Source organism: Amycolatopsis albispora (assembly GCF_003312875.1).
In the GTDB taxonomy this organism is placed as follows: domain Bacteria; phylum Actinomycetota; class Actinomycetes; order Mycobacteriales; family Pseudonocardiaceae; genus Amycolatopsis; species Amycolatopsis albispora.
In genome coordinates, this window is the sequence record NZ_CP015163.1 from 8018058 (window position 1) to 8030670 (window position 12613).

At 73.1% G+C, this 12613-nt stretch carries 6 protein-coding genes; all 6 read left to right on the forward strand.

Going from position 1 to position 12613, the window contains the following annotated elements; genetic code table 11:
• Positions 1 to 33: 33 nt before the first annotated feature.
• The 6 genes from A4R43_RS38025 (at position 34) to A4R43_RS38050 (ending at position 12562) form a co-directional block, all read left to right on the forward strand.
• Complete coding sequence (locus A4R43_RS38025) at positions 34 to 3342, forward strand: DUF4132 domain-containing protein (protein ID WP_113696519.1); 3309 nt, start codon at positions 34 to 36, stop codon at positions 3340 to 3342.
• Positions 3339 to 4406: an ATP-binding protein gene (locus A4R43_RS38030; RefSeq protein WP_113696520.1), complete on the forward strand. Its 1068-nt coding sequence runs from the start codon at positions 3339 to 3341 to the stop codon at positions 4404 to 4406. Before A4R43_RS38025 ends, A4R43_RS38030 begins: the two co-directional genes overlap by 4 nt.
• Positions 4406 to 6604, forward strand: coding sequence for a DUF5682 family protein (locus A4R43_RS38035; RefSeq protein WP_113696521.1), 2199 nt, complete (start codon positions 4406 to 4408; stop codon positions 6602 to 6604). Before A4R43_RS38030 ends, A4R43_RS38035 begins: the two co-directional genes overlap by 1 nt.
• Positions 6598 to 7707: a VWA domain-containing protein gene (locus A4R43_RS38040; RefSeq protein ID WP_236808509.1), complete on the forward strand. Its 1110-nt coding sequence runs from the start codon at positions 6598 to 6600 to the stop codon at positions 7705 to 7707. The genes A4R43_RS38035 and A4R43_RS38040 overlap by 7 nt, the downstream gene beginning before the upstream one ends.
• On the forward strand, positions 7704 to 9611 hold the full coding sequence (locus A4R43_RS38045; RefSeq protein ID WP_113696522.1) for a hypothetical protein: 1908 nt from the start codon (positions 7704 to 7706) through the stop codon (positions 9609 to 9611). The genes A4R43_RS38040 and A4R43_RS38045 overlap by 4 nt, the downstream gene beginning before the upstream one ends.
• Before the next feature lie 701 nt (positions 9612 to 10312).
• Positions 10313 to 12562: a molybdopterin-dependent oxidoreductase gene (locus tag A4R43_RS38050; protein ID WP_113696523.1), complete on the forward strand. Its 2250-nt coding sequence runs from the start codon at positions 10313 to 10315 to the stop codon at positions 12560 to 12562.
• Positions 12563 to 12613: the final 51 nt, after the last annotated feature.

The following is a 12613-nucleotide window of genomic DNA, read 5'->3' on the forward strand; positions in this document are numbered from 1 at the left end:
AATCTCCCCCCACCAACAACCAAGGGGGAAACCATGCACCGCCCCGACCACCCCGCCGAGCACGCCTTCATCCGCCCGGATCACTGGCGCCGCCTGGTCCACCCTCGCCGCGGCGGGCTGCCCGGCCCGCCGGTGCGCCCTGGTGCGCAGGCGCGCAGCCAGCTCGCGCCTTTGCTGCCCGCGCTGCGTGACGCGGTGGATCACCACCTCGGCGAACCCGCTCCGGCCAAGGCCGCAGTGGCCTACTACGACGGTGAACCGAGCCCGCTCGGCGCCGCCGCGCTGGCCGCGCTGGCCGCCGCCCACCTCGGTACCGCCCCGAAAAAGGGTCAGTACGAACGCATCGCGTCGCTCGCCGACCTGTGGTTGCTCGACCACGGCTACGCCTTCGCCGCCGAAGCGGCCGCCCACCTGCCGTTGCTGTCCGCGGCCTGCGACACGAGCGGTTTGCATGTGCGAGAACAGGTTCCGCCGCCACGTGACAGCGGCCCGCCCACCGATCCGGTGGTGCACCGGCTGCGCGCGCACCTGGCGTCAGCGTCCGAAGTGGACTATCAAGCCGCGGTCGGTGTGCTGGCCGGGTACCGGGAAACCGCCGGGCAGCGCGCGGTCGCCGCGTTCCTCGCGCCAGGCGAACGGGCCTGGGCGGCGGATTTTGTCGCCGAGGCCTTGGAACTGGGCCGTCATGCCCCGGCCGAAGCGGTGTTGTGCACCTTGGGCACCGGTGCCCAGCTCGCGTCGGTGTGCGCCGTCGGCACCATGGCCTGGGCACTGCGAAATCCTCGCGTGATCCCGACCCTGGTGGACGGTGTCGGTACCGGCGCGGTGCCCGTGCTGGCCGAATGGGCTGGCTACTACGGCGCCGAAACGACCAAGCGGATCGCCGAGGCGCTCGCCGCGCTCCCGGTCGACGAAGCCTTCGAGCGCCTGCTGGACCTGGCCGACCAGCGTCCCGCCCGCGAGTCGATACCCGTTGCCATGAAACGGTTTCCGGTGCGTTCGCTGCGGGTGCTGAGCCGTCGCTGCGACGGCCGGTCGAAACCGGCCAGGTTCGCCGCCCGCCTGCTCACCGCGCGCGTGCTGGCCGATCCCGCCGCCGTCGAGGAGGCACTGCCGGTGCTCGACGAGCGGGCCAGGGCCGTGATCGAGCGGGTGCGCGAGGAACACCGCCCGGTCCCGGAAGCCCCGCCGGACGACGTGCCGCGCCTGCTCGCCGTGCCACCGTGGGCGAAGCCGCGCGCGATCACCGAACAGGTGGTGCTCGACCTCGATCCCGGCCCGCCGCTGGTCGCGTGGGCGCCGGGAGAACGCCAGGCCTGGCGTGCCGAGCAGACCTGGGCCTTCCAGCAGCCGAACGCGATGGAGCGTGCCATCGCGCAGCTGCGGGAGGGCGTGCTCGACGCGCACCTCACCGGCCAGCTCGCCGCGCACGGCCCGGAGGAGGTCGGCAGACCGCTGCTCGAGCGATGGCGGCCCTCCGATCTGTGGTTCGCCGAATCGTGGCTGCCGCCCATGCTGGCCCGCTACGAACTGGCGGCGCTGCCGCTCGCCGTGCACGTGGCCAGGGCCGCGCCGCAGGCCGCGGGTGAGTTCCTGGCGCCGTTCGCCGGTGCGGAGGTCGCCGCGTTGATGGCGGACTGGCTGGCCCGGCTCAGAGGCCCGGCGCGCGAGGTCGCGCTGACCTGGCTGCGCCGTCACCACCGCACCGCCGCCCACCTGCTGATCCCGGCCGCGCTGGGGGAGCCGGGGCGCGCCCGTTCCGCCGCCGAGTCCGCCCTGCTCCACCTCGAACCTTCGGTGGTGGCCGAGGCGGCGAAGGCGTACGGCCGCCAGGTGGCCGCCGCCATCGCCCGGCTGCTGGCCACCGATCCGCTCGACGTGCTGCCCGCGCGTCTCCCGGACCTGCCGGACTGGGCCGAACCGGCCGCGCTGCCGCAGCTGCTCTGCTCCGGCGGCCTGGCGCTGCCCAGGTCCGCGGTCCGGAACTTCCTCGTCATGCTGGCGATTTCCCGGCCCGGCGAGCCGTATGCCGGCGTCGGCGTGGTCACCGAGCAGATCGATCCCGCTTCACTGGCCCGGTTCGGCTGGGAACTGTTCGAGGCCTGGCAGGCCGCGGGCGCGCCGAGCGCGCAGGGCTGGCCGCTCAGCGCGCTCGCGTGGCTCGGTGACGACCAGGTGGCCCGCGAGCTCGGGCAGGTCATTCGCGCCTGGCCGGGCGAGGGCGGGCACAGCCGGGCCGTGCTCGGCCTGGACGTGCTGGCCGAGCTGAGCACGGACACCGCGTTGATGCAGCTGCACGCCATCGCGCAGAAGGTGAAGTTCAAGGCGCTCAAGGCACGCGCCACGGCGAAGGTCGCCGAAGTGGCCGCCGGGCTGGGGCTGACCGCCGAGCAACTGGCCGACCGGCTGGTGCCCGACTTCGGCCTGTCCGCCGACGGCAAGCTCCGGCTGGACTACGGGCCGCGTCAGTTCATCGTCGGCTTCGACGAGCAGCTCAAGCCGTTCGTCACCGACGCCGACGGCAAACGCCGCCGTGAGCTGCCCAAGCCGGGTGCCCGCGACGACGCCGAACTCGCGCCCGCCGCGCGCAAGCGCTTCACGACGCTGAAGAAGGACGTGCGCACCGTCGCCGCCGACCAGGTCCGCCGCCTCGAACGCGCGATGGTGCACAGTCGCGAATGGACGGTCGAGGAGTTCCGCCTGCTGTTCGTCGAGCACCCGCTGCTCTGGCACATCGCCCGCCGCCTGGTCTGGCTCGCCGAATCCGATGCCGGGGGCACGCGGGCGTTCCGGATAGCCGAGGACCGCACCTTCGCCGACGTCGGCGACAACCCGCTCCGCCTGGACGAACGCGACACCATCCGCATCGCCCACCCGCTGCACCTCGGGGAAACCGTGGCCGCCTGGGCCGAGGTCTTCGCCGACTACGAGATCCTGCAACCGTTCCGCCAGCTGGGCCGCGAGGTGCACAAGCTGACCGCGGACGAGCGCGCGAACAACCGGCTCGAAAGGTTCGCCGGGCACACCGTGCCCTCCGGGCGGCTGTTCGGCCTCGGCCGGTCCGGCTGGGAAAGGTCCGCCGCGCAGGAGAACGGCATGCAGCCGTGGTTGTTCCGCCGAGCGGGCACCCGGCACTCGGTGGTCATCGGCCTCGATCCGGGGATCGCGGTCGGAGTGCTCGACGAGTTCCCGGCGCAGCGGATCACCGCGGTCTGGCTGGACGACCAGTCGCCGGGCGATCCGTGCGAGCCGGGAACCGGCCCGTGCTTCGGCGCCCTCGATCCGGTGACGGCCTCCGAAGTGCTCGCCGAACTCACCGAACTCACCGGAGCGGGCCGATGACCGAGGTGCAGCGGCCACCGGCCGAAGTGCGTTACGCGGCGGAACTGGCGCGCCTGCGTGAGACCGATCAGGATCCCCGGCCGCCGGGCTGGGCGCTGAGCCTGCGTGCCGCCCGCCGGTTCATCCTCGGTGACGAACGGGCTGGCATCCGCGGCAAGTTCGTCGGTGATCCGTCCCTGGTGGACAGGGCACTGGTGGCGCTGGCCACCGATCGCGGCCTGCTGCTGATCGGCCGCCCCGGCACCGCGAAATCCCTGCTGTCGGAGCTGATCGCGGCCGCGATCAGCGGCGATTCCACGCTCACCGTGCAGGGCGGCGCGGCCACCACCGAGGATCAGATCCGGTACTCGTGGAACTACGCGATGCTGGTCGCGGACGGGCCGTCGCCGCGGGCGCTGGTCCCGGCGCCGATGCTGCGTGGCATGCGTGAGGGCCGCATCGTGCGGTTCGAGGAGCTGACCCGCTGCCCGCTCGAGGTGCAGGACTGCCTGCTTTCCCTGCTGTCGGAACGGGTGCTGGCCATTCCCGAGCTGTCCGGTGCGGACGCCATGGTGTTCGCCGCGCCCGGGTTCAACGTCATCGCCACGGCCAACACCGAGGATCGCGGCGTCAACGAGATGAGCACCGCGCTCAAGCGCCGCTTCACCTTCGAGACGGTGTTCCCGATCGCGGATTTCACCACCGAGCTGGAGCTGGTACGTGCCGAGGCGACCGAGCTGCTCAACCGGTCCGGGGTCGGACGGCCGCCGGATCCCGACCTGCTGTCCGTGCTGGTCACCACCTTCCGTGAACTGCGTGAGGGCACCGGTGCCGAACGCTCGTCAGCCGTGCTGAGCACCGCGGAGGCGGTTTCGGTGGCGCACGCGGTCGGCGTCCGGGCCTGGTACCTGCGTGGCGAGCCCGGCACCCCGGCGGATCTGGTCGACTGCCTCGCCGGCACGGCGGTGAAGGACAGCGAGCCGGATCTCGCGCGGCTCCGCCGCTACCTCGAGCAGCAGGTCCCTCGCAAGCAGGGCGCGTACTGGCGCGCGCTGCACGAGGCTCGTGATCGGCTGCCAGGCTGATGCCCGCCACCTTTCTCGGCGTCCGCCACCACAGCCCGGCGTGCGCACGGCTGGCCGCCTCGGTGATCGAGCGGCTCCGGCCGGCGTACGTGCTGGTCGAGGGCCCGTCCGAGCTCAACGACCGGCTCGGCGAACTGCTGCTCGGGCACGAACTGCCGATCGCCGTCTTCAGCCACTACCGCGACGAGCAGCGCACGGTGGCGTCCTGGAGCCCGTTCTGCGAGTACTCGCCGGAATGGGTCGCGCTGACCGCCGGCCGGGCGGTGGGGGCACGGCTGCGGTTCATCGACCTGCCCGCCTGGCATCCCGCGCTGGCCGGGCGCCGCAACCGCTACTCCGACGCCGAAGACAGGTACCTCGGCGCGGTGGCCCGGCTCTGCGCGAAGTTCGCCGTGGACAACGTGGATTCGTTGTGGGACAGGCTGTTTGAGGTCGCGTCCCCGGAGGGTCTGCCGGAGCGGCTGACCGCCTACTTCGACCTCCTGCGTGGTGAGTCCGAGGTCGGCGAGGACGACGCCGCGCGCGAGCAGTACATGGCCTCCTGGGTGCGTGCCGCGGTTGCCGACGCCGGTCGGAAGCCGGTCGTGGTGGTCACCGGCGGCTTCCACCGGCCCGCGTTGCAGCGGCTGGCCGTCGGCGAATCCGACGGCTGGCCCGCCGTGCCCTCCCCGCCGGACGGCACGAGCGCGGAGAGCTTCCTGGTGCCGTACTCGTTCAAGCGGCTGGACGCGTTCACCGGCTACCAGTCCGGCATGCCATCGCCGGAGTACTACCAGCGCCTGTGGGAAAGCGGCCCGGACGCGGCGGCGGCCGGGCTGATCGAGGCGGTGGTGACCAGGCTGCGCCGCCGCGGGGTGCCGGTGTCCACCGCCGACCTCGTCGCCGCGCACGCCCTCGCGGCCGGGCTGGCGAACCTGCGCGGGCACCCGCGTCCCGCCCGCGCGGACATCCTGGACGCGCTCGCGGGCGCGTTGATCACGGACGACCTCGAACAGCGCCTCCCCTGGGGCACCCGCGGGGCGTTGCGGGCGGGCACGCACCCGGCGGTGGTCGAGATGGTCGCCGCGCTCAGCGGGGACCGCACCGGCCGTCTGCACCCGGACACCCCCGCGCCGCCGTTGGTCCACGTGGTGACCACCGAACTGGCCTCGCTCGGGCTCGACGGCGACGGCCTGGTCCGCCTCGACCTCGGCCGCGACGGGCACCGGAGCCGCGTCCTGCATCGGTTGCGCGTGCTGGACATCCCGGGTTTCGAGCGGCAGAACGGCCCGTGCTCGGGTGCCGATCCGGTGAGCACCGAGCACTGGCGGCTCACCGTCACCGAACTGCGCCTGCCGCTGCTGATCGAGGCGGGTGCGCACGGCGGCACCCCGGCGGACGCGGCCGCCGCGGTGCTCGCCGAACGAGCGGCGGGCGCGGAGGTCGGCGAGCTGGCCGAAGTGCTGTTCGACGCGGTGCTGTGCGGTGTCGTCGAACTGGCGGACCAGCTGACGGCGGAACTCCGGACCGGCGTGGCCACCGCGTCCGACCTGGGTGCGCTGGGCCGGGTGCTGGCCGTGGTGCTCGGCCTGTGGCGGCACGGCGACCTCTGGCGCACCGACGGCAGCGCCGCGCTGGCCGGGGTGCTCGCCGCGGCGGTGCCCAGGATGTTGTGGCTGGCCGAGGGCGTCCGTGGTGGTCCGGCACCCGCCGATCCCGCCCGGATCGAGGCGATGGTCGCCCTGCGCGACACCACGCGGTACGCGGCGCTGGATCCGGCGCCGGTGCTCGCCACCTGCCGCCGGATCTCCGCCGATCCGGGTGCCCCGCCGGAGCTGCGGGGCGCGGCGTTCGGCCTGGTGTGGGCGTTGTCAGCGTCGGCCGTCAACCCGGCACGCGCGATCCCCGGTGAGCCGCGCACCGCCGGCGACTGGCTGGCCGGTTTGTTCGCGCTGGCCAGGGCACAGGTGCTCACCGGCACACGCGGGGTGCTCACCGTGCTCGACGAACTGGTCACCGGCATGGGCGACGAGGAGTTCCTGATCGCGTTGCCCGCGCTGCGCCAGGCATTCGCCTACTTCCCGCCGGGCGAACGCCAGCAGCTCGCCGGTGCCCTGCTGGCCCGGCCCGCGCCACCCGGCACCGAAGGCACCCCCGCCGATCCGGCGGCCATCGAGTCCACAGTGGACTCCATTCTGCACGCGGAGGGGTTGTGCTGACCGATTCCACACGCTGGCGGCTCGTGCTCGGCGAGCAGGCCACCCCGCACGCCGGCCCGCTCGCCGACGAGCACGCCGAGCGCGACGCCGCGCTGGACTGGCTGTACGGCCGCGATCCTGAGCGCGCCGAACGCGGTGAACGACGGGGCGGCTCCGGGCCATCGGAACTGACCACAGTGGACTGGCTCGATGGCATCCACCGCCTGTTCCCGCGCGCCACCGTCGAACGGCTGGAACGCGACGCCGTCGAACGCTACGAGATCCACGACGTGGTCACCGATCCGCGGGTCCTGGCCAGGATCGAGCCGAATCCCACGCTGCTGCGGGCGATCCTGCGCACCAAGCACCTGATGCACCAGGGCGTGCTCACGCAGGCGCGGCGCATCGTCGAGACGGTGGTCGCCGAGCTGATCGCGAAGCTGGCCGTCGAGATCGGCCAGGCGTTGTCCGGCACCAGGACCAGGCGGCCGTCCCGGTTCCGCCAGGCCCGCGACTTCGACTTCCACGGCACGATCCGTGCCAATCTCGCGCACTACCGGCCCGCCACCGGGCGCATCGCGATCGAAAGCCCGCGGTTCGTCGCCCGCACCCGCCGCCACGCCGAGCGCTGGCAGCTGGTGCTGCTGGTGGACCAGTCCGCCTCGATGGCCGGATCGGTCATCCACGCCGCCGTCACGGCCGCCTGCCTGTGGCGCGTCCCCGGCCTCGCCACGCATCTCGTGGCCTTCGACACCGAACTCGCCGATCTCACCACGGAGGTGACCGATCCAGTGGAACTGCTGATGAAGGTGCAACTCGGCGGCGGCACGGACATCGCCCGTGCCGTCGCCTACGCCGCCACGCTGATCGAAAACCCGCGTCGCGCGATCGTGGCGGTGATCAGCGACTTCTTCGAAGGGGGCAACGAACAGGAGCTGGTCCGCTCGGTCGCCAAGCTGACCGGGCAGGGCACGCGGGTGCTCGGCCTGGCCGCGCTCGACGAGGAGGCCAACCCGGTCTACCACCGCGAACTGGCCCAGCGGCTGGCGAACGCCGGGGCGCGCGTCGGCGCTATGACGCCGGGTGAGCTGGCCGGTTTCGTCGCGGAACGGATCGCCCGATGACCCGCCCGGACCTGCGTGCCCTCACGCCCGCCGCACTCGTCACGCTGGCCAACCGCGGGCTGGTCAAGCGGGCGGTCAAGGAGCTGGACGCGGGCATCGTCCCGACCCTGGACCTGGCTGAGGACGGCACGTTGACCGGCCGGTTCGCCGACGGCTCGGAGGCCGTACTGCCCGCCGGCGCGGGATTCGACGGGGCGCGGTGCTCGTGTGGTGCCGTCGGCACCTGCCGTCACCGGGTGGGCCTGGTGGTGGCGTACCAGCGCCGCCACCCCGCGGCCGAGCTGGTGGTCACCTCACCCGGGGCGATCACCGACGACGAACTGGCAGCCGCCTTCGGCAACCGCGCGCTCACCGCCGCCCGGCGCGTGCACAGTGCCGGGTATTCGGCCCGCATCCGCCGCCCGACCCCGGCCGATCCGGTGGCGGAGGTCGAGCTGTCCGCGTGCACGGTCCGTTTCCTCGTGCCGGGGGAGTTGGGGTACGTGCACACGGAAGCCAGCGAGGCGAAACGCGAACAGACGATCGTGCTCGCCGTCTGGGCGTTCCGGGCCGCCGACGAGAGCGCGCCGGAGATGCCGGAGGTACAGCTGGACGTCGGCGGCACGGGAACGCGGTCCACGAGCGGGCTCGAGTCCACTTTGGAGGTTGCCGACCGGTTGCTGCTCGAAGGCGCCGCCGACGCCGGTCCGGTGCTGCTCGCGAGCCTCGATCGGGTGCGCGCGGACCTGGAGGCCGCCCAGCTGCGCTGGCCGTCCGAGGCGGTCGCCGAGCTGGCCGCGCAACTCGGCTTCCACCGGTCACGCAGTGCGCACTACCGCGCCCGGCGATTCGCCGAACTGCTGGCCGAGCTGCATGCCCGCCACCGGGCGGCGCTGTCTGGCGCGAGTCCGCGTTCGCGGGTGCTGGGCACCGACGAGCCGGGCGAAACGCCGCTGCGCCGGGTGCGGCTGACCAGTCTCGGCTGCCGGATCTCCGGGGTGCCGGGGGAGCGGGTGGCCGAAGTGTACTTCGCCGACGCGCGCACGGCGTCGGTGCTGGTGCTGCGCCGGACCTGGCCGGTGGGTGACGGCGAGAAGCGCACCGGGCACGACCTCGCGAGCCAGCGGGTCAACGGCACTTCGCTGCTGGGGCTGGCGGGTTCGAACGTGGTCTCGGAATCGGCGTACCGCAGCGCGAGCCGCGTGCTGCGGCTGGCTTCCGCGCGCGTCGCGCAGACCACCACGACCCCGGTCGGCGATTCGTGGGCGAGGCTGCCTTCGCCGCTGGTGGTGCGCGACTACCGGGCGTTCGCCGCGGAGATCGCCGCGCTGCCGCCACGCCTGATCCGGCCGCGGGTGGCCGCGGAACTGGTGCGCGTGCTGCGGGTCGCCGAAGTGCGGCGCGTCACCTACCACCCAGGCGACCAACGCCTGGACGCCGAAGTCACCGACGACCTCGGCACCCCGGCGAGGGTCTCCGCGCACTACTCGGAATACCGCCCGGGCGCCCTGGACGCCCTCGCCGCCGCCCTTTCCGCTGGCCCGCGCTACCTCTCGGGCGCCGTCCAGCACGCCCACAACTCCCTGCTCATCGACCCGATCGCCGTCCTGACCGCCGAGGGCCTAACCCACCCCGACCTAGCCCCCGACGACCACCCTGTGTCACTACCCCTGGCCCCCGCTCCCACCCCGGACGCCCTCACCTCGGCCCTCGACCTCCTAGCCCAAGCCGCCCACCAGGGCCTACTCCACACCCACGACGCCGACGCTTTCACCCAAGCCGCCGCCGCCCTCAACGCCGCCGGCTACCCCGCAGCCGCCACCGCCCTAACCCCTTTCGCCGACGCCCTCACCACCCGCACGGACCTCACGCAAACCTGGCTGACCGCCCAGCTACGCCTACTCCTCACCTCACCCCCTTCGTGACACTGCGCGCCTCCACACACCGGGCTGCCCGCGATGCCAACGCCCCCACGACAGCGTCGACCCCCACGGCAGCGTCGCTGAACCCTTCCCAGCAGCCGCCGCCCATGCCGACCCGCCGATCCCCACGGCAGCGTCGCCGCTCTCACCGGCGGCGCGGCCGAACTCCGGCAGCCGCCGCCGCTCCCATGGCCGCGCCGCCGCCCCCGGAGCAGCCGCCGTTGTCCTGGCCAAAGAGCCAATCGCCTCTCGGCGAGCCGACGCCCGCCGCCCAAGCCGAGGCCCGCCGCCCAAGCGGAGGCCCGCCGCCCAAGCGGAGGCCCGCCGCCCAAGCGGAGGCCCGCCGCCCAAGCGGAGGCCCGCCGCCCAAGCGGAGGCCCGCCGCCCAAGCGGAGGCCCGCCGCCCAAGCGGAGGCCCGCCGCCCAAGCGGAGGCCCGCCGCCCAAGCGGAGGCCCGCCGCCCAAGCCGAGGCCGACGCATCCAGCCACATCCCCAAACACTCCAGACCACCTGAGCCCTCCAGCCCGAGCCTGGCCTCAAGCCGGGCCTAGCCCGAGCCTCCAGTCCCGCCGAGGCCTGGTCGTAGCCCTCCGGCCACACCCCAAGCCCCAGCACCGCCAGGTATCGCGACCGCTAAGCATCGAGGCGCAGGTCACCCCGCGCCTCCAAACCACCCCCGGCACCGCTGGGTAGCGTGGCGGGTATGAGCAGGCCGCACCTTACTCACTGGGGCGCGTTCCAGGCGCGTTCCGACGGCACCCGGCTGACTGACGTCCAGCCCTTTCCCGGGGATCCTGAGCCGAACCAGCTCATTCACAACGTGGCCTCAGCTCAGCACCATCCCACCCGTGTGGACCGGCCCTACGTCCGCGCGGGCTGGCTTGAGCGCGGCCCGGGCCCCGCGCCCGGCCGGGGCAGCGAGCCGTTTGTGCCGCTCGACTGGGCCGAGGCCGAAGAACTCCTCGGTGCCGAGTTGCGCCGCGTGTACCACGACCATGGGGCGCGCAAAGTCTTCGGCGGGTCCTACGGGTGGGGCAGCGCGGGCCGCTTCCACCACGCCCAGAGCCAGGTGCACCGCTTCCTCAACACCCTCGGCGGCTACGTCCGCTCCTTCGGCACCTACAGCTACGGCACCAGCGAGGCCCTCCTCCCGCACATCCTCGGCGACGCCTGGGCCGTGATCCGCGGCTCCACCTCCTGGGAGCAAATCGAGCGCCACACCGATCTGGTCGTCGCCTTCGGGGGGATTTCGGCCAAGAACGCGATGATGTCGTCCGGCGGCGTCGCCCGGCATCGGATTCGGGGGAGGCTGGCGCGGGCCAGGGCAGCCGGCACGCGCTTCGTGTCGATCAGCCCGATCGCCGACGACACCCCGCCCGAAGCCGAGGCCGAGTGGCTCGCGCCGCGGCCCGGGACCGATGCGGCGCTGATGCTGGCCCTCGCCCACGTCCTGATCACCGAGGAACTGGCCGACCACACCTTCCTCGACCGCTACACCGTCGGCTACCACAAGTTCGCCGCCGACGTCATCGGACAGGGACGCACACCGGAATGGGCCGCGGCGCGAACCGGCCTGCCCGCGGCCCGGATCCGGGAACTGGCCAGGGAAATGGCCGCCGGTCGCACGATGATCTCGGTCAGCTGGTCGCTGCAGCGCGCCCGCTTCGGCGAGCAGCCGCTCTGGCTGGGCGTGGTGCTGGCCGCCATGCTGGGCCAGATCGGGCTGCCCGGCGGCGGCTTCGGCCACGGCTACGGCTCCTCCGCCTATCCCGGCGAGGGCGGCTCGGCGATCTCCCTGCCCGCGTTGCCGCAGGGCCACAACCCGGTGCGGGAGTTCATCCCGGTCGCCCGCATCTCCGACATGCTGCTCAACCCCGGTGCGCCGTACGAGTTCAACGGCCAGCGACTGTCCTATCCGGACATCCGGCTGGTGTACTGGTGCGGTGGCAACCCGTTCCACCACCACCAGGACCTGGCCCGGCTGCGCGAGGCGTTCACCAGGCCGGAGACGATCGTCGTGCATGATCCATTTTGGACGGCCACGGCACGCCACGCGGACTTCGTGCTGCCCTCGACGATGACCGTGGAGCGCGACGACTTCGGCATGGGCAACGCCGACGCCGAGCTGTGGGCCATGCCCGCGCTCACCGCCCCGCACGCGCAAGCCCGCGACGACTACACGATCTTCAGCGCGCTGGCCGCCCGGTTCGGCGTCGAGCGGGAGTTCACCGAAGGCCGCGACGCCCGTGCCTGGCTGGAGCACCTCTACTCGACCTGGCGGAAGGACCTGCCCGACTTCGAGACCTTCTTCGCCAACGGTGTTGCCGAGTTGCCGGTGCGCCCGGCGGACCAGGTGCTGCTCGCGGACTTCCGCGCCGACCCGGAAGCCTCGCCGCTGCCCACGCCGAGCGGCCGCATCGAGATCCACTCCGCGACCATCGAAGGCTTCGGTTACCAGGACTGCCCAGGGCATCCGGTCTGGCTCGATCCCGGCCCCGAACCCGAGGACCGCCCGCTGTACCTGCTCGCGAACCAGCCCAAGTCACGGCTGCACAGCCAGCACGACGTCGGCGCGCACAGCCGCGCCACCAAGCACCGCGACCGCGAACCCCTGCGCATGCACCCCGGAGACGCCGCCGCACGAGGTCTTGGCGACGGCGACATCGTGCTGGTGCGGGGCGAGCGCGGTGCGTGCCTGGCCGCCGTGCGGATTTCCGACGCGCTCCGGCCGGGCGTGGTGCAGCTGTCCACCGGCGCCTGGTACGACCCGGATCCGGCTGACCCGGCCTTCTGCCGCCACGGCAATCCGAACGTGCTCTTCGCCGACCTGCCGACCTCGAACCTCGCCCAGGGCTGCGCCGGTGCGCACACGCGCGTGGAGGTCACCGCCTACGATGGTGAGTTACCGCCGCTCAGCGTACTGGCGCCACCGCCGAGCCAGAGTGATGCCTAGTTGGCTCAGCGACGCCGATCCGTCACCGGTCGCAACCGTCACCCCGATCGA